The following is a 25,024-nucleotide window of genomic DNA, read 5'->3' on the forward strand; positions in this document are numbered from 1 at the left end:
TGTTCACTCTTCAAGACTTGATACATCTAATATTTTAGAAGATATCGTCTCTGCGAGTGCCCACACAGATTGTCTGATAATTTGTTAAAGAGCAGTGCAACCTTCGCTGCCGTTTCCGGCCTTCTGCGTTGTTGCGAGGAGGCGTATATTACGCTATTCCTATGAAGAGTCAAGAGTTTTTTCAAACTTTTTCTTTTCTCTTCACTGTCCTGCGTGGCTTGTTGTTTGCTCATCGCCGGTCAGTGGATGCGCATTATAGGGAGATCTCGGATTAGCGCAAGTGTTTTTTTAAAATAATTTTCTGTTCGGTCAAAACTCCAACAAGACGTATAAAAACCCCACAAAAAAGATTAAATATCACTCAATTTTGGCAAAATGCGTCGCAAATTCGCTTACTTTATTCCAATCTGTATATTCAATTTCTTTTGTAGGATCCGTTTCACCTTTAGTCATCTTCATAATTAACTGGATCATGACTCTATCAATCCATTTATAGCGAGGATAAAAAAGTGCACCAGCAAATACACCCGTTAACGTTGGTTTCCATGGAGTCTTATCTAGAAACTTACGCATATAAGCATTCGTCTCAGGTGTATTCTTTTCTGCTTTTCTTGCCGTAAGATTAACGCCAAAGAATGCGGACGGCATACTATTCAATTGAACAAGATGACGAGTGATAAATTTATCGAGAGCTTTATTAAAGTAACCATAACGAATAGAAGCACCCACTAAAACTTTATTATAAGCAGATAAATTTAAACTCTGCTGAACAGAGGTTAAATCTCTCACATCGCATTCATGACCGTGTTGTCTTAATTCATTTGCGATTTGTGTCATTATCTTTTTAGTTTGACCATCAGTACTACAATACAATAATAGCGCGCTCATACATTACTCCTTGTATTAGGTTAATCACGCCAAAACGTTGGGGTAAATAAAACCAATAGTGTGAAAACTTCTAGTCGTCCAAATAACATTGTTACGACCAATATCCATTTTGCCGCTGGATTCATTGTCGTGAAGTTGTCAGCAACAATACCTAATCCAGGACCAAGATTATTTAATGTGGTAGCAATAGCAGAAAATGCAGAAAATTCATCAACGCCTGTCGCTATCAACAACATTAAGCTAATAATAAATACCAATGCATAAGCAGAGAAAAATCCCCACACGGCTTCAATAATACGTTCGGGTAATGCTCGGTGACCAAGTTTGATGGTATAAACTGCATTCGGGTGAACAAGACGTTTTAATTCACGATTGCCTTGTAGAAATAAAAGCAAAATACGAATGACTTTCAATCCCCCGCCTGTTGATCCCGCACAACCACCAATAAATGCCGAACATAATAATAGAAGAGGTAAAAATGCAGGCCATTGTGCAAAACTATCCGTGGCAAAGCCCGCTGTTGTCGCCATAGAAACAACTTGGAAAAAGGCCTGATTTATGGTTATCCATCCAGAATCATATACAGAATAAAGCCAAAGAATACCGCTGCAGATAATGACTAATCCCAATTGAATTGAGATAAACATACGAAATTCAGGATCACGCCAATAGATATTTAAGCTTCTTCCTGTTAGTACGGCAAAGTGCAAACCAAAGTTACAACCAGAGATCAGAAGGAATACACCAATAATGATGTTAATGGTTGGACTATTAAAATAACCAATACTGGCATCATGAGTAGAAAATCCACCAATCGCAATAGTTGAAAAACTATGAGAAATTGCATCAAACACATCCATGCCTGCAATCCATAATGCTAAAGCACAAATGATCGTTAATAAAACATAGATAAGCCAAAGTGCTTTTGCTGTTTCTGCAATTCGAGGTCGCATTTTATTATCTTTCAATGGCCCCGGCATTTCTGCACGATAGAGCTGCATTCCCCCAACACCTAAAAGAGGAAGAATAGCGACAGCTAAGACAATGATCCCCATTCCCCCTAACCATTGAAGCATTTGTCGATAAAATAAAATAGCTTTAGGCAATGAATCTAGCCCTACAAGCGTTGTGGCACCTGTTGTAGTTAGTCCTGAGAATGATTCAAAAAAGGCATCGGTAATAGAAAGATGAGGTTGTTCAGAAAAGATAAACGGCAATGCCCCAACACTACCCAGTACTGTCCAAAATAAGACAACAATCAAAAAACCTTCTTTAGGTTTAAGCTCACTTTTTTTATGTCGGTTGGGGATCCACAGCATTAACCCAATGATCAACGCTACAATAAATGTTTGGCTAAATGCACGCCCTGCACCATCTCGATATATTAGTGCGACAATACCAGGAATGATCATCGTGACAGAAAATAAGATAACAAGCAGTCCGACAATACGGGTTATTGAACGAAAATGCATTTAGCGATTTCCTTGATAGCAAAGATTATTCATTTTTATCTAACGGGATTAATTGCATACTGCCACGACTTATATCACGTAGTTTAACTTCAACTTCACCGCTATGCACTGCAGGCAATGAAAGTATAAAAGTAACTTTATCAGTATATTCACTTGAAAGTACTTGCCCATGATATTGTTCAACGACTTGTTCAAATAATGAAACAAGTGAATATTCACACGCTACACTAAAACGTAACTGTGGCACTTTCGTTTTTGTTGGCAAAAGCTTTAATGCTTGTTGAACGCCACTACCATAAGCTCTAACTAACCCACCGGTTCCTAATTTGATCCCACCGAAATACCGAACAACCACGGCGGTAACTTCTCCCATTCCACTCCCTAAAAGAGGTGCAAGAATAGGTTTTCCCGCCGTACCTGTTGGCTCGCCATCATCAGAAAAACCTAACTGTTGTGAATCATCGGGCCTTCCTGCAACAAAAGCCCAACAGTGGTGTCGGGCATCAGGAAATTGCTCTTTGATAGACTGGATATAAGCTTTTGCTGAATCAATACCTTCAGTGTGAGCAATAAATGTAATAAAACGACTCTTCTTTATTTCTTCACTGAATTCTACAGTTTCAGCGGGGATCAAATACGCTTTCATCAGGCTAAGTGTAAGTCTCTGGTCATATTTTCAATTTTGTTATCGTGGATAATAATATTATCTTCAATACGAATGCCACCAAATGGTTTGAAATGCTCAATAAGCTTCCAATTGAAATGAGTACTGTATTTTCCTTCTTTCCAAGGCTCTAATAAAGAATCGATGAAGTAAAATCCAGGTTCAATGGTTAATACCATGCCTGGTTCAACAATACGAGTGCAACGTAAGAATGGATACATTGCAGGAGCCGCTAAATGAGTTCCTTTATCATCTTGCATAAATCCTGCCGCATCATGAACTTGCAGACCTAAAGCATGCCCTAAACCATGAGGTAAAAATGGTGTAGTTAACCCAGCACTTACCATCTCTTCTTCACTCACGCCTTTAACAATACCGTACTTATTAAGTAGCCCTGCAATACGTTGATGCATTTGAACATGGTATTCAGTATAACGCACACCCGCTTTCATTGTTGCAATCAACGATTGTTGTGCATCATTCATATCTTTAACTAACGAAGTAAATTCATGATTTTCTTTTGCGCTATAAGTACGAGTTATATCAGCAGCATAACCATTATATTCAGCCCCTGCATCAATAAGGAAACTACGATATTCATCCGGTGATTCATGATCTAGTTTTGTGTAATGTAAAACAGCGGCATGTTCATTTAAGGCGACAATATTACCGTAAGGAACATCGGTATCACGATGACCCGTAGCCATTAAATACGCCATATTAATATCAAATTCACTTAATCCCGCTTGAAAAGCTTCTCGAGCGGCAATATGCCCGTTGACAGCCATTTTTTGTGCTTCACGCATACAAGCTAATTCATAACCTGTTTTATAGGCACGATAGTAATGATAATAATCAAGAAGAGATTGCTTGTTGATATTATCAATACTCACACCTAATGATTCTGCTCGCTGTGTATTTGGGCCAATATAAGCGGTATTTTTATTAATATAAGGTGCTAACTCTTTTTGAATATCATCAACATTTTTGAGATGAATTAGCTCAATTTCATGCGTCCAATAGCTACTTGGTAAAGCTTCAACACTGTGCCAATAGTCAACAGGAGAATAGAACCATAATTTAGGTTTATTAACGCCATCCGCTAATAACCAACAATGTGGTACATCTGTTACAGGCACCCATGCTTTAAAGTGAGCATTCACTTTAAAAGGATAATCACTGTCATCAAGGAAAACACGGATAGGTTCACCAGAATGAATTAATACAGAATCAAGATGGTGTCTGGATAAAGCATCACGAGTACGATTTTGTAGAGTTTTGATATGTTCTTGGTACAGAGAGAGCAATTTTTCCATTATTAATTACCTTATCTTATTCATTGTTAATGATTCAGCTTAACACGCCAACTCTTTTAGTGGCTAACACCATAACAAAAATAGATTATTAGCGATTTATTTCACTTATTTTTATCAAATAGAGCAACAATATAAAATTCAATAAGTTAAATAATTTTACTGTGATCCCTCTTGCAGTTTTTTAATCAATAATTTGCATTTATTTAACATTGTATTCACACTCTCACTATCTGGTCATACCAGTCTATACTTTTAGGGAGAATACAAATGCTCTATCAAAGCGAAAATATTCAAGTCGATTGGGTGAAACAAGGTATTGTTGAACTCGTTTTTAACGCCAAAGGCTCTATTAATAAATTAGATACCAAAACAGTTGCGATGCTAAGCGAAGCTTTAACCGTATTAGAGGCAACACAAGATCTAAAAGGTGTTATTTTACGTTCTGAAAAACCTACCTTTATTGTCGGTGCTGACATCACTGAGTTTCTGTCCCTATTTGATGCCCCTGAAGAAGAATTGACTCAGTGGCTACATTTCTCTAATCAGATTTTTAGTCGACTTGAAGACTTACCTGTTCCTACTATTTCCGCTATCAATGGCTATGCACTTGGTGGCGGCTGTGAGTGCGTACTTGCTACTGATTTTCGTATTGCTTCTCCTGATTTACGTATCGGTTTGCCAGAAACAAAACTTGGGATCATGCCGGGCTTTGGCGGTTCAGTACGTCTTCCTCGTTTGATCGGTGTCGATAATGCATTAGAAATTATTACTGCCGGTAAGGATATTGATGCTCAAACAGCACTTCAAAATGGATTAATTCAAGCAATTATTCCTTTAGAAAATTTAAAAGAGAGTGCTATTTCATTAATCGAACAAATGATTGACGGTCAAATTGATTGGAAAGCGGCACGTCATCCCAAAACAGCGCCATTAAGACTGACAGAGCTTGAACACAAAATGTCTTTCAGTGTGGCTAAAGGTATGGTGATGAAAGTAGCAGGCCCTCACTATCCTGCGCCTATCACCGCAGTAAAAACGATTGAAAAAGCAGCCTTCCTAAATAGAGATGAAGCGCTGGCTCTCGAAACTGAAAACTTTGTTAAGCTCACACGCACTGATGTTGCAAAAGCCTTAGTTGGTATTTTCCTTAATGATCAGTACGTCAAAAATATCACCAAAAAACGGCATGCCGAATTGCCTAAACAGGCTGCTGTATTAGGTGCGGGGATCATGGGGGGTGGGATTTCCTACCAATCTGCCTTAAAAGGTATCCCTGTTGTCATGAAGGATATTAACCTAAAATCCCTTGAGCTGGGAATGAATGAAGCGTTAAGCCTGCTACAAAAACGTCAAGAAAAAGGTCGAATGAGTGCCGTAGATATGGCAAAAACGCTCGCCTCTATTCAACCAACACTAAATTATGCCGCTATCAGCGATGTCGATATTGTGGTTGAAGCCGTTGTTGAAAATCCAAAAGTAAAAGCAACTGTACTTGCTGAAACAGAAGCATTATTAGCCGATAACGCGATCCTTGCTTCCAATACCTCAACGATACCTATCTCATTGCTCGCAAGATCCTTAAAGCGCCCAGAAAATTTCTGTGGTATGCATTTCTTTAATCCTGTCCATCGCATGCCTTTAGTGGAAATTATTAAAGGTGAAAAAACCAGTGAAGAGACCATTAACCGTATTGTGAGTTATGCAAGCAAAATGGGAAAAACACCGATCATCGTTAATGATTGTCCCGGCTTTTTTGTAAACAGAGTCCTTTTTCCTTATTTTGCGGGTTTTTCTCTATTACTAAGAGACGGTGCTGATTTTATTGCTGTTGATAAGGTGATGGAAAAAGTATTTGGTTGGCCAATGGGTCCAGCTTATTTACTTGATGTTGTGGGTATTGATACAGCTAATCATGCTCAAGCTGTTATGGCTCAAGGTTTCCCTGACAGAATGGGGACGATTGAGCGAGATGCTATTGCTCTTTTATATGAGCAACAGCGATATGGTCAGAAAAATAATCATGGTTTCTATAATTACTCTGTTGATAAACGGGGTAAAAAACAGAAATCTGTTGATGGTCAAATTCAAACGCTTATTCAGCAAAATGCAGGCAAAACACAAGAGTTTAGCCAAGACGCAATTATCGCTCGCATGATGATCCCAATGATCAATGAAGTTATTCGTTGTCTAGATGAAGGCATTATTGCTTCACCAGCCGAAGCTGATATCGCACTAGTATATGGCTTAGGCTTCCCTCCTTTCCGTGGTGGTGTATTCCGTTACCTCGATACTATTGGAACAGCGAAATTTGTTGCAGATGCACAACAATATGCGTCATTAGGGCCACTCTATCAAATCCCTGAAAGCTTAAAACAAAAAGCGCAACACAACGAAACCTATTATCCAAAACCCGTAAAAGTAGATGTTAACATCAGAGAACTCGCTTAAGGAGAGATGAAATGGAAAAGGTTGTCATAATTGATGGTATTCGTACTCCTATGGGACGCTCTAAAGGTGGTGCTTTTCGCCATGTTAGAGCAGAAAACCTCTCTGCTCACCTGATGCAAGCACTACTAAAACGTAATCCTAATATTAATCCTAATGATATTGGTGATGTAATTTGGGGTTGCGTACAGCAAACCTTAGAACAAGGTTTCAATATTGCACGTAACGCTGCATTATTAGCCGAACTTCCTCATAAAGTGCCAGCTGTCACGGTTAATCGCTTATGTGGTTCATCAATGCAAGCATTACATGATGGCGCCCGCCAAATTATGCTTGGTGATAGCCAAGTAGCATTAATTGGTGGTGTTGAACATATGGGTCATGTGCCAATGACTTATAATGCAGATTTTAATCCATCTCTTAATCTTTCTGTTGCTAAAGCCTCATTTTCTATGGGCTTAACAGCAGAAATGCTAGCAAAGTCATTCCAAATTTCACGCGAAGAGCAAGATAAATTTGCTTATCGCTCACACCATTTAGCAGCGATTGCAACACAGCAAGGCTATTTTAATAATGAGATAGTGGCTATCAATGGTCATGATGCAGCAGGTAATTTCATCAATGTCAAAAATGACGAAGTTATTCGTTATAACCCAAGTCTTGATGATTTAGCACAACTGAAACCTGTATTTGATCCCGCAACAGGCTCTGTAACAGCCGGAAATTCATCCGCAGTTTCGGATGGCGCATCAGCGATGTTTATTACCAGTGAACGTTATGCGAAAGAGCACAATTTAAAGCCTCGAGCTGTTATTCGTGCTATGGCTGTTACAGGGTGTGATCCCGCAATTATGGGTTATGGCCCAGTTCCTGCAACAGAAATCGCATTGAAAAAAGCAGGATTAACATTAGGTGATATTGATATTTTTGAGCTAAATGAAGCTTTTGCCGCACAGTCATTAGCTTGCATGAAGAAAATGAATTTACTCGATAGTATTGATGACAAAATTAATTTAAATGGTGGAGCGATTGCCTTAGGACATCCTTTAGGTTGCTCTGGATCTCGAATAACCACGTCATTATTAAATATTATGGAGCGTAAAGATGCGCAGTTTGGCTTAGCCACAATGTGTATTGGATTAGGACAAGGTATTGCAACGATTATAGAACGTGTTTAATACGGCATTCTGCCTATCCACGTTCTTATCGTTGGGAAAGTATTCACTTCGATTGCATGGTTAGAAACCATTTTCCCGCCGTCAGGGGCGGGTTTTTTTATGGTTTTAAAAACGAAAATAATAACAAATGATGGGATATTATCGTTTTATCAGATAAATTCAAAAGCATCGCTAAATAAGCGTGTTTTATCTGCATTGCGCTCATTACAAAAACGATCTCTGGCAATTTTAGCCATCTCAAAACGCCCTGCGATATAAATATCATATTCTGATAAATCGCCAAAATCTTCGCTTATCGCCGTTAATACCGTACCTTTTCGGCCTCGCCAATTTTCATCCGGTTGCTCGACGACAGGCACAACCGTTAAAGATGGATGCAATTCTGATAATTCTTGTAATTCATTAAGGTCATAGAGGTGAACGCTTTCTCTTCCCCCCCCAATAAATCGTAATAGAGCGTTGTGGGTTTTCAGCTAATGCAGCCAATAAAATTGAGTGGGTATAAGAAAATCCCGTACCGCCAGCAATTAATAGTAAAGGACGTTGACTCTCTTTTTTAAACCACGCATTTCCATGAGGAATATCAATGGTAAGCTGCTGTTTTTCTAATATCACATCAAGCACTGCCATCGCATAAAGATTGAGTTCAGACGCACCAATATGAAGTTCAATAAAGTCTTTATTTTCAGGTATAGATGCAATAGAAAAAGGGCGTTTATCACGTTCATCCATAACGGCTAAAAGATATTGCCCAGCCTGAAAATCAAATTCGCCATCGGGTAATAGCCTTACCCGATAAACCGTATCTGTCATCGGCTCAACAAGTGAGACTTTACAATTCAGTATTGCCATGTTGTTCCTCTGTTATTATTTAAGAATATCGAGCTGTTCCCAAATAGTATCGACTCGTTGCTTAACTTCATCAGACATCACAATAGGTCTACCCCATTCTCTATCTGTCTCACCAGGCCATTTGTTGGTCGCATCAAGACCCATTTTTGATCCTAATCCTGAAACAGGTGAAGCGAAGTCGAGATAATCAATAGGCGTATTTTCCATCATAATGGTATCTCTCGCAGGGTCCATTCTGGTCGTGATTGCCCAAATCACGTCTTTCCAATCTCTTGCATTGACATCATCATCGCAAACAATCACAAATTTTGTGTACATAAATTGCCGTAAGTAAGACCAAACACCCATCATTACGCGTTTAGCATGACCCGCATACTGTTTCTTCATTGTCACAACGGCTAAACGGTAAGAACATCCTTCAGGGGGTAAATAAAAATCTACAATCTCAGGAAACTGTTTTTGTAATATCGGAACAAGCACTTCATTCAATGCAACACCTAATACTGCGGGCTCATCAGGTGGGCGCCCTGTATAGGTGGAGTGATAAATTGCATCTTTACGGCGCGTTAAATGCGTAATGGTAAACACAGGAAAAGAGTCAATCTCATTATAATATCCTGTGTGATCGCCATATGGCCCTTCTGGGGCTAATTCGCCTGGTTCAATGTAACCTTCAAGGATAATCTCAGCACTTGCTGGCACTTCAAGATCATTGGATAGGCATTTTACAACTTCTGATTTATTACCCCGCAATAATCCAGCAAATGCATATTCAGATAATGTATCGGGTACTGGTGTTACGGCACCTAAAATAGTAGCAGGATCAGCTCCTAATGCCACAGATACAGGAAATCGCTCACCGGGATGTTTTTGACACCATTCTTGAAAATCTAACGCACCACCACGATGCGATAACCAGCGCATAATCACTTTATTTTTACCCAGCACTTGCTGGCGATAAATACCCAGATTTTGGCGCTCTTTTAATGGGCCACGAGTCACCGTTAATCCCCAAGTAATCAAAGGTGCTGCATCTTCAGGCCAACAATGCATAACGGGGATCTTTGTTAAATCAACATCATCACCCGTTAAAACGACTTCCTGACAAGGTGCTTTACTTAAGCGTTTTGTTGGCATATTTAAAACTTGCTTAAATTTAGGTAACTTATCGAAGAGATCACGAAAACCTTTCGGAGGATCAGGCTCTTTTAGAAAAGCTAATAACTTTCCAACTTCGTGTAAGGCTTTAACATCATCTTGCCCCATTCCCATTGCCACACGCTCAGGTGTGCCAAATAAGTTACAAAGCACTGGCATATCATACCCTTTAGGATTTTCAAACAACAGTGCTGGCCCACCGGCACGTAAAGTTCTGTCCGCTATTTCGGTCATTTCAAGGTAGGGATCTATTTCATAGGTGATACGTTTTAATTCACCTTTTTCTTCTAGTAATGAAAGGAAATCTCTTAAATCGCGGTATTTCATCATAATCTTACGAGCCAGTGAGTGAAAGAAAAGAGGGACAATGCCCTCTTTGAGACGCTATAAGCTAAACGCATAACTCACTAAAATGCAATGCTTTTTATTTAGTAGCGTTCACGATACTTATAAACAGCGGAATGGAACCCACTCTGAAAGTAATTTTGTATCAAACTGTTCAGGGAATGTTTTTCCATGTTGGAAGATTTTAAAACCTTCATTTTTAGCGCTGTAATAATGTAATTCTTCACCTTGAATATGTAAGTAACTACCTTCACGGATAGCCACAACAATCTCTTCAGGGTTAATAGCACAAAACTCGGCAATACGCTCATCGCGTGTTTCACCCATATGGCCACTAATAGAAGCATCAATATAATGTGGGTTAATTTGAACAGGGAATAAACCAAGCGATGGCATAATAACAGAGGAACGTACTGGCATATCATTAGTGGTACGAATTGTCGGGGTTGCAACGTTACAACCTGCACTCCAACCAATATAAGGAATATTACGTTCACGGACAGCTCGTTGAATAGGAACAACTAATCCTTTTTCATGCAACATTTGGTTTAATAACCAAGTATTACCACCGCTAACTAAAATACATTCCGCATTATTGATTGCATCAACTTCTGAATCGAAATGCTCAATACAAGTCACTTCAATACCTAACACTTCTGATAAATCACGAGCACGTTGGTCATGATCAGAACGAATAACAGCATAGGCAATTAATACAGCAGAACGAATACCACGTTTTTTGATCATGCTATCGATATTATCTTTTGCATAACTTAACCAACGTGGATCCCCGGCAATTTTTCCGTTACTTAATAAAAAAACTTCCATTACAGAACCTCTTTATAATTATGAATAGAATTCTAAGATAATTATCTTGAAAGCTTTTTCTTGTTTTTACCATCACTTTTTTGTCAACTTGTTACCTCTATCTGAGATCCAATTGAAACTAACAAAAATGACCTCTTTTATTGCGTATGAACACAGCTTTTCTATTTTTTCTAGTATAAGGTCGCGTTAAGCTATTTTTTATTTAACCTCAATAGATAGCTGTTACCTCAACGATAAATTTGCTATTATTTCGTAAATTAAAATCAACTAACTTATTGTCTCTACTATGAAAAATTGGTACTTGCTGTATTGTAAACGAGGACAAATCCCTCGTGCTATCGAACACTTAGAACGTCAGCAAGTGGGCTGTTTCACACCGTTCGTAACCATAGAAAAAATAGTAAGAGGAAAGCGCACTGCGGTAACCGAGCCTCTTTTTCCTAATTACCTTTTTATCGAGTTTGATCCTGAAGTGATCCATACCACGACCATTAACTCAACACGTGGAGTGAGCTCGTTTGTTCGCTTTGGGAAATATCCTGTCACAGTGCCTCAAGATGTGATTGATACACTGCAGATACCTCAGCTTTCTACTCTCTCTTACAGTGAAGAAAATGTACCTCATAGTGGTGATAGTGTGTTAATTACAGAGGGTATTTTTCAAGGGCTCCAAGCTATATATCAAGAGCCTGATGGTGAGGCTCGCTCAATTTTGCTTTTAAATATATTAAATAGCGAAGTGAAAAAATCAGTGAGTAATAAAGAATTTAAAAAAGAGTTCCCCTAAAAAAATTAACCCAGCTATTGCTGGGCTAATATCATATGATTTTAGAAAATTGTTTCTAAAATTATTTTTGTTGCTCTGTTTCAGCTTCCGCCTCTGCTTCTTCAGCTTCTTCTTCAGGTGTTTTTCTTCGGCCATTACCCACATAAAAACGCGATACCATGACACCAATTTCAAACAGTAAGTACATAGGTATTGCTAATAAGGTTTGAGAGAAAACATCTGGAGGTGTCAATACCATACCAACAACAAAGGCACCCACAAGAATATAAGGACGTTTTTTCTTTAACGCATCGGGTGTCGTTACACCACTCCAGCACAGTAAAATAATCGCAATAGGTACTTCAAACGCCGCACCAAACGCCATAAAGAGCGTCATCACGAAGCTGAGATACTTACTGATATCTGGAATAAAGTTAACCCCTTCTGGGGTTGTATTAACAAAGAAACCAAACGCAAGAGGGAACACAACAAAATAAGCAAACGCCATACCGAGATAGAATAATACTGTACTTGAAACAAGTAATGGCAGCATTAAGCGACGTTCGTGTTTATACAATGCTGGTGCGATGAAAGCCCATACCTGATAAAGAATAACAGGTACAGAAGCAAAAACGGATACCATGATTGTCAATTTAATCGGAGTCAAAAATGTAGAGGCAACATCTGTCGCACTCATATTTGACCCTTGTGGCAACTTATCAAGTAATGGAGCCGAGACTAATTGATAGATATCGTTAGAAAAATAAACCAGCGCTAAAAAAACCACAAGAACTGACACCAAGCTATACATCAAACGCTTGCGTAATTCTATTAAATGGCTGATCAGCGGTTGGGTATCATTTACTGCCATGTTTTAATGCTCACCATTGACCTGATCAGTTGTTTTTTTCTCTATTGTTACTGGCTGAGTAACAGGAACTTCTGTCTTTGTAACACTTTCTGCCACAGGTTTATGGCGATTAGCATCATCATTAACTTCATTAGCTTCAGCAAGTGCGGCTAAATCAGAAGGTGAAGGTTCCGTAGAGTCGGTTTTTACAGACTGCTCTTTAGTGGGATCTGGCGTTGTAGGTGCTTGATAAGTTTGTTTTAAAGACTGTGCAGCCTCTTTTAACTCATCCATAGACGCCTTCAGCTCTGGTGATAATGTTTGTAAATTCGCTTTCTCTTCAACTTTTTTCAAGCTCTCTTGGAGTTCTTGAAGTTTTAGTTCTTGAGTCAGTTCATTTTGCACATTCGCAGCCAAAGAGCGTAGCGCTCTTACCCAGCCAGCAATTGTTTTTACTGCTACGGGCAAACGTTCTGGCCCCAGAAAAACAAGACCAATCACCATGACCAATAGCAGCTGACTAAAACCAATGTCAAACACGGTTTATACCTGCTCTTTGTTTTTGCTCTCAGTTGTAGACTTCTCTTCTGTTGAAGTCTTCTGCGCTAAATTTTTAGTATCAAAATCTGCGTCGTTATTTGTTTTTTCAGCGTTGTTGGTGTCTTTATCTGCAGCTTCATCACCAATCGCTTTTTTAAAGCCTTTTACTGATGCACCTAAATCTGAGCCCAATGTGCGCAGTTTATTTGTACCAAATAATAAAACAACGATGACAGCAATGATAAGTAATTGCCAAATGCTAATACCGCCCATTTTATGTTCCTCAACTATTTTCGGGGTTATACTTAATAACAGTGCCCATTATATACAACGAATTCAATTTTCGGGAATCTCGAATTCATCTTTTAACTTGCTCAAAGACAAACTTTGATGTGTTTTTATTGTGGATTACCAGATCTAAACCAACCCAAAATCCATGCAAGAAGGCCTAAACTGATAAAAACACTGAATAATGTTTTAAAACCAGAAACAAAAAACAGGCTACCGCATAAAAACAGTGTTGTACCTATACCCAATAAAAATAGAGACTGTCTATGTTTGACTCTTTGCGAACTTATTTGTTCCGTCAATTTATCTAGCGTTAACTTCATATTTTTATGTTGCTTCAGACTATCATAAACCAGCTCAGGTATCTCTGGCATTTTTTCAATCCAGTAAGGCGCTTTACTCTTTATACCATTCACTAAAGCCGTGATACCAATTTGACTATGCAACCAATCTTCTAAAAACGGTTTTGCCGTTTTCCATAAATCCAATTGTGGATATAACTGACGCCCAAGCCCTTCAACATAAAGCAATGTTTTTTGAAGTAAAACTAACTGCGGTTGTACTTCCATATTGAAACGACGTGCAGTATTAAACAGATTAAGTAACACATGTCCAAATGAGATCTCAGACAGAGGTTTTTCAAAAATCGGTTCACATACCGTGCGGATCGCAAATTCAAAATCTTCTACATTGGTATCTGCTGGTACCCAGCCTGAATCAACATGTAATTCTGCAACTTTTCGATAATCACGGTTAAAGAAAGCTAAAAAGTTTTCAGCTAAATAGCGTTTATCTTCTTTATTTAATGAGCCAACGATACCGCAATCAATGCCGATATAATATGGATTCTCAGGGTGATCATAACTAATAAACACATTACCTGGATGCATATCAGCATGGAAAAAACTGTCTCTAAACACCTGAGTAAAAAAGACTTTTACACCTCGCTCCGCAAGAAGTTTCATATTCGTCTTTTGTGCATTCAACGCTTCAATGTCAGAAACGGGAATACCATAAATACGCTCCATGACCATCACGTTTTCATGACAATAATCTGAATACACTTCAGGAATATACAACATCGAGCTATTTTCAAAATTACGACGTAGCTGAATAGCATTTGCAGCTTCACGCAGTAAATTTAGCTCATCAAGTAATGTTTTTTCATATTCGCGGATCACCTCTTTTGGTCGTAAACGACGACCATCAGGTAAAAACGGTAATAAGTTTGCCAAGCGATACATCAAACGGATATCCGCTTTAATCACTGGTTGAATATCGGGACGAATAACCTTGAGTACCACTTCTTTGCCGTTTTCTTTTAATTTTGCAGTGTGAACCTGCGCTATAGAAGCAGAAGCCAATGGGGTTTCATCAAAATCATCAAACCATTGGTCAATAGGGCCACCAAATGATTTTTCAATATATTGTCGTGCTTTCTTACCATCAAAAGGAGCAACTTTGTCTTGCAATAAAGCGAGTTGGTCAGCAATTTGAGGAGGAAAGAGATCACGTCGAGTTGATAACATTTGACCTAATTTAATCCAAACAGGCCCTAATGTTTGCAATGCGAGTCGTAAGCGTTCACCTAATGGTTTTTCTGGATGTTGATTTTTGATCCAAAATAGTGCTCGGCATCCTAATCTTGCAGGTAAAGTAATTCGATGCTTAGGAATTAACTCATCAAGCCCATAAGATAAAAATACCTGAATAATATGATAGAGGCGCTTTAACTCACTAAGGAGCATTATTTTTTCTCCAATAAGCCTAACCGTTTTTCCAGCTCGGCAGTTTGCTGTGCAACTTCTTCTATTTCATCATAAAAATGGACGGTTTCTAATGCACTAGGTGCGGTTTTCCACTCTTCAATTAACGCGTCGCGCAAATAATCTTTTTGATGATTTAAGAGTGCAGAAAATAACTGAACGCCCTTTCCTGCAACAACAGTCAGGCTTTGCGCCGCAATGTCACCAATATAAGGTGCTAAATATTGCGCAGGGTCCCACTGTGCCATATCTAATAATGCAGACCAATTTTGAACAACCTGCATATCACCATCAATAGTGATATCGCCACGATTGATTAGTTCTGACATTTTTTGACGGTCACGAAGCTTAATCAAAGTTAATAGTTTTGTTTTTATCAAACAATCAATTTCATCATCCCACTGACTTAACACATCAACTTGTTGTTCGCTAAAGACTAAGTAAATGGAACGAGGAAACTCATTGATAGAAAGCGCCAACACTTTGCCCGCAAGGCGATTGCGGGCAGGTTTAAGCACATTTTCCTGATATAAAACATGATTAAGTGCTGTCTCCATGGATGCCGTTAACAGCGGATACAGTACTTGAGAGGCAATATCATGAGAAAAAGTGGCTTTTTCCATCTCAGAATTTAAATCCTTTGTGTAATGCAACTATACCTCCAGTCATATTGGTATAGGTAACTTGATCAAATCCCGCTTCTTCCATCATACCTTTTAATGTTTCTTGGTCTGGATGCATGCGAATTGATTCAGTTAAATAACGGTAACTTTCAGCATCATTTACAATCACTTGACCAATTTTGGGTAGGATATGGAAAGAGTAAGCGTCATAAATCTTGCTTAAAGGTTCAAGTACAGGTTTAGAAAACTCCAGCACCAGCAGGCGTCCACCTGGCTTTAATACACGAAACATTGAACGTAAAGCTTTTGCTTTATCGGTCACATTACGTAAGCCAAAGGAGATAGTGATACAATCAAAATGGTTGTCAGGGAAAGGTAATTCTTCAGCATTCGCTTGTACGTAGTTAACATTACCCACAATACCGTGATCGCGTAGCTTCTCACGTCCCATTTTCAACATTGAGTCATTAATATCAGCTAAAACCACTTCCCCATTTTCACCCACAAGACGAGAGAATTTAGCAGTTAAATCACCAGTACCGCCCGCAAGATCAAGAACGCGTTGGTTACGTCTTACACCACTAGCTTCAATGGTATAACGTTTCCAAATCCGGTGAGCACCAAATGACATCAAGTCATTCATTAAATCATATTTAGACGCGACAGAGTGAAAAACCCTTGCAACCATGGTTTGTTTATCATCTTTGTCAACGGTTTGGAAACCAAAATCTGTTGTTTCCTTCGTTTGTTGAGTCATATTATTTGCCCGCTAATTAATCAAAATTTAGTAAATTTAGTACTGGTCGTTTTCAGAAGTCTTTATCTCTTTATTTTATCAAATCAATCAGATGCTGATTTTTCAATGAGATCATTATCAATCGTTTTTTTTATCTCAACCCCTAAGGATTTAAAGCCTTCCGCTTGACTGATAAGATTTCCACGACCTTCAGAGAGTTTTTTCATCGCTAATAGATAGCCAGACTGCGCTTTTTGAATACTGTTTCCTAGCCCTTGCATATCATCAACGAAAAGTCTTAATTTGTCATACATTTTAGCCGCTCTGTCTGCAATTTCTTGCGCATTTTGACTTTGATATTCATATCGCCACAATGCAGCTATTGTACGCAAAGCAACAAGTAAAGTAGATGGCCCAACTAACATAATATTGTTTTTCAATGCTTCTTCTAACAAGTCAGGAGAATGACCAATTGCAACAAGATAAGCTGGCTCTATGGGTATAAACATTAAAACATAGTCTAAAGACGTTACACCCGGTAGTTTATGATAATCTTTTACACTCAATCCTTTAATATGCGCTTTAATTGAGTTCACATGCGCATAAAGCGCTTGTTTACGTTCACTATCGTTATCACTACTAAAATACTTTTCATATGCCACCAGCGACATTTTAGCGTCGATAATGACATCTCTGCCATGAGGTAAGTGCACAATAACGTCAGGTTGATAGCGACCGCCATTTTCATGGCGAATACTCACCTGCGTTTCAAACTCATGACCTTCACGTAATCCCGAAGACTCTAATATACGCGCTAATACCGTTTCACCCCAATTACCTTGGACTTTATTGTCCCCTTTTAAGGCATTTGTTAGGTTCACCGCTTCTTGTGCCATTTTGACATTTAATTGTTGAAGCTGGCGAATTTCATGAACCAAAGTATGTCGCTCTCTCGCTTCTTGCCCAAAACCATCTTGAACTTGTCGTCGAAAGCTTTCGAGTTGTTCACGAAATGGTGAAAGTAAATGTGTTAATCCTTGGCGATTTAACTCTTCAGCTTTACGCCCACTCTGTTCGAAAATACGATTAGCTAAGTTCTCAAACTGTGTAGCAAGCCGTTGTTCACTATTAATTAATAATCGCTGTTTTTCCTCTGCGGATATTCGGCTTTCTTCCCAACGAGTTGTCACTTCTCTTAATTCAGCTTCTTGAGAAGTAATAATTTCTCTCTGAGCGCGTAATTCTTGCTCTAGCTGTTCTATATGTTGTTGTAAAGAGGGGATAATCATCGCCTTTTCTTGGGCGATAGCAAGCTGTGTATGATTTTCACGTAGCATGGTTTCTTTATCGGATAAACGTTGTTGGATAGACCACCAAACCAGCGCCCCCCCAACAAGTACCCCACCTAATAAACCAATGATCCCATATAACAACTGAATATCCACTAAAGTGACCTTTTTACTTTCCAGCGGGCTACGTTAAAACGCATAGATAATATTGTCTAGCAACAATTTATATCATGACTTGATTTGCGATAAAGGACGCAGTTATCCGATCCATTTCGCAAGCCATTGCAAACCAAAAGCACCGGGTGCCAAAATACCAAAAGCCCAAATCATGGCTGATGTTAAATTAGCTATTTGAAAATAACGTTGTGGCATCGCACAAATACCGGCAACTAACGGGACAATTGCACGAAAAGGTCCAAAAAATCGTCCAATAAACACCCCCCAAATCCCCCATCGATTAAAGAATTGATGACCTCTAACCAATGTTTGTGGTGAACGTGAAATTGGCCACAAATTTCTTACCCCCTCTTTATAGTGAAACCCTACCCAGTACGATACCCAATCACCAAAGAAAGCCCCTAACGCAGCAGCTAGCCAAATCGGCCAGAAAAACAGACCACTCTCACCAATTAAGGCGCCTAATCCCAATAAAATCACTGTGGCAGGAATAAGCAAAGAGATAAACGCGAGTGACTCACCAAAAGCAAGGAAAAACACGATTGGAATAGCCCAAACTTCGTGCTCTTTTACAAAAAGAGTGATGGTATGAATAATGTCTTGTACTGTCAAAATAGACGACCTTATATTCGGTTAACCTAAATAATATTAACCGAATATAAATCACTTTATTATTCGAGAAAATAATTTTGTAGGGCATCTCGGCTAGCAGCATCTAAACCGATATCTTTTTCTAGCCAAGTATCAACATTACCATAATGCTGATTAATACTGGCCAATGCTGTTTGCAGAAACTCTTCTTGTACTGAGTAAACATAGGCAAATTTATCAACAATGTTATCACTCATTGTTTTGGCATGTTCTTCTAAAAGATAAGCACGATAAGGCGCTAATGTTTCATTAGTAAGCAAGTAATCTTCCATCACCACATCTAAAGATGCACCAAGAGCAAATAACACTAAAGCAGAGCCAACACCTGTTCTGTCTTTGCCTACCGCACAGTGTTGCACAACCCCCCCCTTTTTTCAGGCTGCTTTAATAACATAGCTAATTGTTTGTAGGCAGGATTATTAATAGGTAATAATTTATATAGCTGAAACATAAAGGCTTTAGCATCAAATTGCTCAAGTATTTCAGGTGTCAACTTTTCAAGGTTTGCAGAAACTTCTTTGGATAATGGGTTTGCAGGAGCATGATAATATTGCGCGCCTTCCCAGACACGGTCTGGTTTATCAACGATTTCCCCACTATCACGATAATCAATGATTTGAAAAAGATTTTTGTCAATGAGCAGAGATTGGTCAGTATTGGTTAATCTATCCAGTGAGCCAGAGCGAAAGAGCATTCCGGGTTTAATAACACCACCGTTACTCAATTTTTTACCGCCTAAATCACGAAAGTTAATTCCGCCGACTAAAGGCAACACCGAAGGATGTGTTTGTAAGATATCAGTCATAATGCCTCTTCTCATTGTTGTATTGTTAAGACCCCAAAGACCTTAACAGAAATCAGTGTCTGTTAATACATTAACGTGATGAATTACCATACAAAAAAAGCCCTTAACACCAGAGTATTAAGGGCTTTTATATTTGATTAAAAAAACTTATTTCATTAAAGCACGAGCGGCTTCGATAACGATACCTAGCGCATTATTTTCAGTTTTCTTCAGTAATTCCGCATCTGGAATTTCTTGTTGAGTACGGTTTACGATAACACCCGCAACCATACCTGCACGTAAACCTTGGCTTGCACACATTGTTAGTAATGTTGCAGATTCCATTTCATAGTTCATTACGCCCATTTCTTGCCACTCTTTCATAGAGCCTTTGAAACGGCGAACAACGCGACCTGTATAGGTGTCGTAACGTTCTTGTCCTGGATAGAATGTATCTGAAGATGCAGTAACACCTACGTGAACAGTTGAGCCATTGTCTTTAGCCGCTTTATACAGTGCGTTCATACATTCAAAATCAGAAACAGCAGGGAATTCCATTGGTGCGAAATGCAAGCTTGCACCATCTAAACGAACTGCAGCAGTCGTCACAAGAATATCACCGACATTGATATGTTCTTGAATTGCACCAGTTGTACCAATACGCAAGAAAGTGCGGATACCTAGCTGTGCTAATTCTTCAACGGCGATAGAGGTAGATGGACCACCGATACCTGTTGAGCAGACAATAACAGCTTTGCCATCAATTTCGCCACGCCACGACGTGTATTCACGTAAAGAAGCCAGATGAACTGGGTTATCCATTAATTTTGCAATTTTTTCAACACGCTTCGGATCACCGGGAACAATTGCTAAAGTGGCACCCTGTAGGTCATTTTTGGTTAAACCTAAGTGAAATACATCAGACATATCGGACTCCTCAATGGGACAAAACCAATCTTCATTAAATTAAAAGCTACTGTATCAGTTTTACAGACCTTTTTAGTGACCGAAATCACCTATAAAGCACCGAACAAAGTAACAATTTCATAAAAATGTGAATACAATCACGAAAAATGACATTAAAAATACATTCTCAGTAAATACATTATCAATATTCGCTGACTTCAATCATTAACTAAAACAAACATTCATCTCATCAGTATAGACGAGGTAAATACCTTAAGGCACATATACTCAATACAAATAAATATCCTCGCGAACATCTACTCTAAATAATTCAAGGTGTAGCTAGGCGACAAATGAATGAGTCGCTAGGAACATACAATAGTATGTGACTAGTGCGAATGAGTGCAGTCAACAACGCTACAACTTGAAGTATGACGAGTAGCTAGGAGCATACATAAGTATGTGACTACTGCGAATGAGTACAGTCAACAACGCTACAACTTGAAGTATGACGAGTAGCTAGGAGCATACATAAGTATGTGACTACTGCGAATGAATGTAGTCAACAACGCTACAACTTGAAGTATAACGAGTATAGCGCGTACACTACCCGCCCTTAAAACAAACATCTTAATGTGACACACACCTGTCACTGGAGTAAACATGAGCTTATTTAACCAAATTGCAAGCCTATTGGGTGGCGAAAAAATCAATCAATATAAAACTGTCCTCGACTGGGTTGAGTCTCAAGGTGGCATTGAAGGCTTAATAAAGCAATTTGATACAGCGGGTTTAAGTGAGCTTATTCAATCTTGGATAAGTACAAATACAAATTTACCTATCAGTGCTGAACAAATCGTAGCGGTTTTTTCATCACCTGTTATTAATGAACTTGCGTCAAAAATTAATTTAAGTGCAACTGAAGCCTCTGAAATGACGGCACAATACCTACCTAAATTAATTGATAAAGTCACGCCAGATGGCGTTGTGCCTAAAGACTTAGATTTAGTCAGTGCGGGGATGGATATTTTGAAAGCGAAAATTTTCGGTGGCTAAATAAATACGCTATTTTAATGCGTTTTCCCTTACAAGCCCCCATAAGAGAGAACGCATCATATTTTTAATCATCAAAATTGATTACAGCAAACCCTCTTCAATCAACGCTTCATGAAAACGTTGCTTCTCTTCTGGCGTTGCTTGAATACGTTCTAAAGGCACATCCAAAGCATAAGGGATATTCTGTTGTGGTGAATAAACGGCTAATACGTAGGTGTTTCCATTTTGCTCAATCACAATAGGCGGTGTTTTCTTATTCCCTGAATAAGTAATACGAATATCTTTACCCTCTAAATTAAGATGATAAGTGGCAATAAATTGCTTATTACTTACAACCACTTTCGCAGGAACAGCGATTAATTTTAAAGGCTGAGTGCCCACTGATAATAATGCTTTTCTCACTTTACTTGTCAGTATTTGACGATAAATAAAAAATATCACGCAAAAACCAAATAATCCGACAAAAATAATCGTGCTAATTAAACGAAGCCAAATATTATCTATCGCCACATCAACGGTCATTTTAGTCAGATCGTTTTCATCCGCAACGGGTTCAACCAATATATCTTTATTGCCAAAATCAAGAAAAGTAAAATTACGTGAAACCTCGTTACCTTCATACCGTAAATCAACACTACAATTAGTTAAAATAAATAGTTTTGAACGACAAGAGCCATCAACATCAGCATTAATAAATACGGGATTTTTACTAATTTGGTAATCATAAACAATATTAGGAATTTGATAAGCACTAAATACAGTCAATGCTAACATCACAATCACTAAAAATAAGGTACGGAATAGTCCACCATCGCCTCTTAGTGGAACTAATTTCAAAGGTCGAGTTGGAAAAGCATCTAATATTTTATCCGAAAGTTGAATGCTCGTTTGCACAATAATTATATCCATAAAATTAGAGAATTTTTGCAGTATAACAACTCTCTAGAATATCAATAATAAGATTTGCTCCTAGTTTTAATTAATACTCTTTTTTATTTATATAAAATTAGCCTGCTATTTGGATAGAGTGACTTTTTATCAAAGTAACCATTCAAAAATAGCAGGCTAACAAGTAATTATTTTATTATGCGTTCTGACGTAAATATTTAGCAGCTTCAACCATATTTGCTAATGCTGCACGTGTTTCAGGCCAGCCTCGTGTTTTTAATCCACAATCTGGATTTACCCATAAACGCTCTGCAGGAATACGTGATTGCGCTTTTCTTAATAATCCCACAATCCACTCTACATTTGGCACGTTAGGCGAGTGAATATCATAAACACCTGGCCCAATTTCATTTGGGTAATCAAAGTGTTCAAAGGCTTCTAAAAGCTCCATATCTGAACGTGATGTCTCAATAGTAATCACATCTGCATCCAAGGCCGCGATAGATCCCATGATGTCGTTAAACTCGCAATAACACATATGCGTGTGGATTTGTGTTTCATCATCAGCAACAGCGGCACTTAATTTAAAAGCATCGACTGCCCAGTCAAGATAAGCCTGCCACTCATTACGACGTAACGGTAATCCTTCACGTAACGCTGGCTCATCAATTTGAATAATACCAATACCCGCTTTTTGTAAATCATCCACTTCATCACGCAGTGCTAACGCGATCTGTTTTGCAATGGTTTCACGCGTCACATCCTCACGAGGGAACGACCAACATAAAATTGTCACAGGGCCTGTTAACATGCCTTTGACTGGCTTTTCAGTTAATGATTGTGCGTAAGTTGCCCAATCCACGGTAATAGGGGCTGGGCGACTAATATCACCGATAATCACTGGTGGTTTTACACAACGTGAACCATAGCTTTGTACCCAGCCATTTTGCGTAAACACATAACCATCAAAATGCTCACCAAAATACTCTACCATGTCGTTACGTTCAGCTTCACCATGAACTAATACGTCGAGGCCTAGGTTTTCTTGCTCCGTTATCGCTTGCTTAATATGCTCACTGATATTTGTGCGATAAGCAGCCGTATCGATACGCCCTTTCTTAAAATCAAGGCGCACAGTACGAATTTCTGTTGTTTGTGGGAATGAGCCAATTGTGGTGGTTGGCCATAATGGCAAATTAAACCGTGCACGTTGTATTTCTGCGCGTTGGGTATAAGGTGAATTTCTTTCACTGTCTTGCGCTTCAATTGCCTGTAAACGAGCTTCAACTTTTGCATTATGTACACGGGTTGAGTGCTGACGTTGACGAATTGGTGCACTGTACTGTGCCAATTGATCATCATACTCGCCTTCGGGCGCATTTAGTGCCTTAGTCAACAAAGCGACTTCTTCACATTTCTGAACAGCAAAAGCAAACCAGCTTTTTACTTCATCATCAAGTTTCGTTTCTGCATTTAAATCAATTGGGCTATGCAGTAATGAACAAGATGTTCCGATCCACAAAGGACGTTTACCTTTGAGCACAATCACTTGCTGATAACGTGCACTTAAATCGGCTTTCCAAACATTTCGACCATTAATGGCACCTAATGACAGCACCCAATCTTTAGGTAATACTTGATGTAAGTGCTGCAAATCATCTTGCCCTGCTGAAATATCAACATGAAGCCCATTAACGGGTAAGTTTTTAATAATATCAAGATGATGAGAAATACCATCAAAATAGGTCGTCAGCAGTAATTTAACTTGCCCCGTTAATGTTTGATAAGCTGTTTGATACGCATTTTGCCATTCAACAGGTAAATCCAGTACTAAAGCCGGCTCATCAATTTGCACCCACTCAATACCTTTCTCTTTTAATGCAGAAATAACTTGTTGATAGATAGGTAAAATATCTTTCAATAGCGTTAATCTATCAAATTCAGGGCCTTTTACTTTACCTAGCCACAAGTAAGTCACTGGGCCGAGTAAAACGGGTTTTATTTTATGACCAAGAGCTAATGCTTCATCGACTTCTTCTAGTAGCTCTTTCCATGCAAAGGTAAATGACTGGCCTTGCTGAAATTCAGGCACGATATAGTGATAGTTAGTATTAAACCATTTCGTCATTTCAGATGCCGCAACAGGTTTACCTGTTGGCGCTCTACCACGAGCGACTCTAAATAGGGTATCAAGATCAAGTGAGCCATCTTCATTACGATGACGAGGTGGCACGTTGCCTAACAATAGACTTGTTCCTAATACTTGGTCATACCAAGCAAAATCACCAACAGGTAATAATTCAACACCCGCATCTGCTTGTTGTTGCCAGTGACGAGCACGAAGTTCTTTACCAACAGCGATAAGTTCTTCTTGTGAAATCTTGCCTGCCCAATAATTTTCTTGTGCTTTTTTTAGCTCTCTATCTAAGCCAATACGAGGGAAACCCAGTGTGTGATTGCGAATTGTCATAATTAAAATCCTATTTTTAGCCGTCTAGATGTTTACACATCCATAATCTACAGGTAGTGTATAAATCACAAGCGCAAATTTTTCATCA

The 25,024-nt window shown here is 38.8% G+C and carries 21 protein-coding genes and 2 pseudogenes; 4 read left to right on the forward strand and 19 right to left on the reverse strand.

The window, feature by feature from the left end; all coding sequences use genetic code 11:
- Nucleotides 1-357 precede the first annotated feature (357 nt).
- Genes hemG through pepQ form a run of 4 tightly spaced genes read right to left on the reverse strand, consistent with a single transcriptional unit; the run spans nucleotide 358 to nucleotide 4,340 of the window.
- Nucleotides 358-888: a menaquinone-dependent protoporphyrinogen IX dehydrogenase gene (hemG, locus tag CUB63_RS08980; RefSeq protein WP_072064490.1), complete on the reverse strand. Its 531-nt coding sequence runs from the start codon at nucleotides 886-888 to the stop codon at nucleotides 358-360.
- A gap of 20 nt (nucleotides 889-908) precedes the next feature.
- A complete protein-coding gene (trkH, locus tag CUB63_RS08985; protein WP_072064491.1) occupies nucleotides 909-2,360 on the reverse strand; it encodes a Trk system potassium transporter TrkH in 1,452 nt (483 codons plus the stop codon).
- A gap of 25 nt (nucleotides 2,361-2,385) precedes the next feature.
- Nucleotides 2,386-3,006, reverse strand: coding sequence for an IMPACT family protein (locus tag CUB63_RS08990; RefSeq protein WP_006535534.1), 621 nt, complete (start codon nucleotides 3,004-3,006; stop codon nucleotides 2,386-2,388).
- Nucleotides 3,006-4,340, reverse strand: a complete 1,335-nt coding sequence (gene pepQ / locus CUB63_RS08995; protein WP_072064492.1) for a Xaa-Pro dipeptidase — start codon at nucleotides 4,338-4,340, stop codon at nucleotides 3,006-3,008. The genes CUB63_RS08990 and pepQ overlap by 1 nt, the downstream gene beginning before the upstream one ends.
- A 267-nt stretch (nucleotides 4,341-4,607) precedes the next feature.
- Between pepQ and fadB the strand changes: the two genes are divergently transcribed.
- Both fadB and fadA read left to right on the forward strand, forming a co-directional pair.
- On the forward strand, nucleotides 4,608-6,788 hold the full coding sequence (gene fadB, locus CUB63_RS09000) for a fatty acid oxidation complex subunit alpha FadB (RefSeq protein WP_109847912.1): 2,181 nt from the start codon (nucleotides 4,608-4,610) through the stop codon (nucleotides 6,786-6,788).
- 11 nt (nucleotides 6,789-6,799) lie between these two features.
- Nucleotides 6,800-7,963, forward strand: a complete 1,164-nt coding sequence (gene fadA / locus CUB63_RS09005) for an acetyl-CoA C-acyltransferase FadA (RefSeq protein WP_006535539.1) — start codon at nucleotides 6,800-6,802, stop codon at nucleotides 7,961-7,963.
- Nucleotides 7,964-8,112: 149 nt separating this feature from the next.
- Here fadA and fre read toward each other — a convergent pair.
- From fre to pepE, 3 genes and pseudogenes are all read right to left on the reverse strand, one after another.
- Nucleotides 8,113-8,815 (reverse strand): annotated as a pseudogene (gene fre / locus CUB63_RS09010) (NAD(P)H-flavin reductase).
- 15 nt (nucleotides 8,816-8,830) lie between these two features.
- Nucleotides 8,831-10,300: a 4-hydroxy-3-polyprenylbenzoate decarboxylase gene (gene ubiD, locus CUB63_RS09015; RefSeq protein WP_036914642.1), complete on the reverse strand. Its 1,470-nt coding sequence runs from the start codon at nucleotides 10,298-10,300 to the stop codon at nucleotides 8,831-8,833.
- 120 nt (nucleotides 10,301-10,420) lie between these two features.
- Nucleotides 10,421-11,146 (reverse strand): dipeptidase PepE, encoded by a 726-nt coding sequence (gene pepE / locus CUB63_RS09020; protein ID WP_006535545.1) that lies wholly within the window; start codon nucleotides 11,144-11,146, stop codon nucleotides 10,421-10,423.
- Between the two features lie 286 nt (nucleotides 11,147-11,432).
- Between pepE and rfaH the strand changes: the two genes are divergently transcribed.
- On the forward strand, nucleotides 11,433-11,933 hold the full coding sequence (gene rfaH / locus CUB63_RS09025) for a transcription/translation regulatory transformer protein RfaH (RefSeq protein WP_109847913.1): 501 nt from the start codon (nucleotides 11,433-11,435) through the stop codon (nucleotides 11,931-11,933).
- Between the two features lie 61 nt (nucleotides 11,934-11,994).
- Here the strand turns inward: rfaH and tatC are convergent, their stop codons facing one another.
- The 10 genes and pseudogenes from tatC to udp all read right to left on the reverse strand — a co-directional run bounded on the left by tatC (nucleotide 11,995) and on the right by udp (nucleotide 20,543).
- Entirely contained in the window at nucleotides 11,995-12,783 is a 789-nt protein-coding gene (gene tatC / locus CUB63_RS09030; RefSeq protein WP_072064497.1) for a Sec-independent protein translocase subunit TatC, read from the reverse strand.
- A gap of 3 nt (nucleotides 12,784-12,786) precedes the next feature.
- Nucleotides 12,787-13,302 carry a Sec-independent protein translocase protein TatB gene (gene tatB, locus CUB63_RS09035; RefSeq protein WP_006535548.1) on the reverse strand — a complete coding sequence of 172 codons (516 nt, stop codon included), beginning with the start codon at nucleotides 13,300-13,302 and terminating at the stop codon, nucleotides 12,787-12,789.
- A gap of 3 nt (nucleotides 13,303-13,305) precedes the next feature.
- Nucleotides 13,306-13,575 carry a twin-arginine translocase TatA/TatE family subunit gene (tatA, locus tag CUB63_RS09040; protein ID WP_006535549.1) on the reverse strand — a complete coding sequence of 90 codons (270 nt, stop codon included), beginning with the start codon at nucleotides 13,573-13,575 and terminating at the stop codon, nucleotides 13,306-13,308.
- A 125-nt stretch (nucleotides 13,576-13,700) separates the two neighbouring features.
- Nucleotides 13,701-15,338: a ubiquinone biosynthesis regulatory protein kinase UbiB gene (gene ubiB / locus CUB63_RS09045; protein ID WP_109399589.1), complete on the reverse strand. Its 1,638-nt coding sequence runs from the start codon at nucleotides 15,336-15,338 to the stop codon at nucleotides 13,701-13,703.
- Nucleotides 15,338-15,979, reverse strand: coding sequence for a ubiquinone biosynthesis accessory factor UbiJ (locus tag CUB63_RS09050; RefSeq protein ID WP_006535553.1), 642 nt, complete (start codon nucleotides 15,977-15,979; stop codon nucleotides 15,338-15,340). Before CUB63_RS09050 ends, ubiB begins: the two co-directional genes overlap by 1 nt.
- 1 nt (nucleotide 15,980) lies before the next feature.
- The gene (ubiE, locus tag CUB63_RS09055) at nucleotides 15,981-16,736 is read right to left on the reverse strand and encodes a bifunctional demethylmenaquinone methyltransferase/2-methoxy-6-polyprenyl-1,4-benzoquinol methylase UbiE (protein ID WP_109847914.1); all 756 of its coding nucleotides are present in this window, start codon (nucleotides 16,734-16,736) and stop codon (nucleotides 15,981-15,983) included.
- Between the two features lie 83 nt (nucleotides 16,737-16,819).
- Nucleotides 16,820-18,160, reverse strand: a complete 1,341-nt coding sequence (gene rmuC / locus CUB63_RS09060) for a DNA recombination protein RmuC (RefSeq protein WP_109847915.1) — start codon at nucleotides 18,158-18,160, stop codon at nucleotides 16,820-16,822.
- A gap of 102 nt (nucleotides 18,161-18,262) precedes the next feature.
- The gene (locus CUB63_RS09065; RefSeq protein WP_072064501.1) at nucleotides 18,263-18,793 is read right to left on the reverse strand and encodes a DedA family protein; all 531 of its coding nucleotides are present in this window, start codon (nucleotides 18,791-18,793) and stop codon (nucleotides 18,263-18,265) included.
- 59 nt (nucleotides 18,794-18,852) lie between these two features.
- A pseudogene (locus CUB63_RS09070) lies at nucleotides 18,853-19,637 on the reverse strand (tyrosine-protein phosphatase).
- Nucleotides 19,638-19,784: 147 nt separating this feature from the next.
- Entirely contained in the window at nucleotides 19,785-20,543 is a 759-nt protein-coding gene (gene udp / locus CUB63_RS09075) for a uridine phosphorylase (protein WP_006535559.1), read from the reverse strand.
- Between the two features lie 642 nt (nucleotides 20,544-21,185).
- Here udp and CUB63_RS09080 point away from each other — a divergent pair.
- A complete protein-coding gene (locus CUB63_RS09080) occupies nucleotides 21,186-21,578 on the forward strand; it encodes a YidB family protein (RefSeq protein WP_109847916.1) in 393 nt (130 codons plus the stop codon).
- Nucleotides 21,579-21,659: 81 nt separating this feature from the next.
- Here the strand turns inward: CUB63_RS09080 and CUB63_RS09085 are convergent, their stop codons facing one another.
- Nucleotides 21,660-22,487 carry a hypothetical protein gene (locus CUB63_RS09085; RefSeq protein ID WP_006535561.1) on the reverse strand — a complete coding sequence of 276 codons (828 nt, stop codon included), beginning with the start codon at nucleotides 22,485-22,487 and terminating at the stop codon, nucleotides 21,660-21,662.
- A gap of 175 nt (nucleotides 22,488-22,662) precedes the next feature.
- A complete protein-coding gene (gene metE, locus CUB63_RS09090; protein WP_109847917.1) occupies nucleotides 22,663-24,936 on the reverse strand; it encodes a 5-methyltetrahydropteroyltriglutamate--homocysteine S-methyltransferase in 2,274 nt (757 codons plus the stop codon).
- Between the last annotated feature and the right edge of the window lie 88 nt (nucleotides 24,937-25,024).

It is taken from the genome of Proteus penneri (assembly GCF_003144535.1).
GTDB lineage: Bacteria > Pseudomonadota > Gammaproteobacteria > Enterobacterales > Enterobacteriaceae > Proteus > Proteus penneri.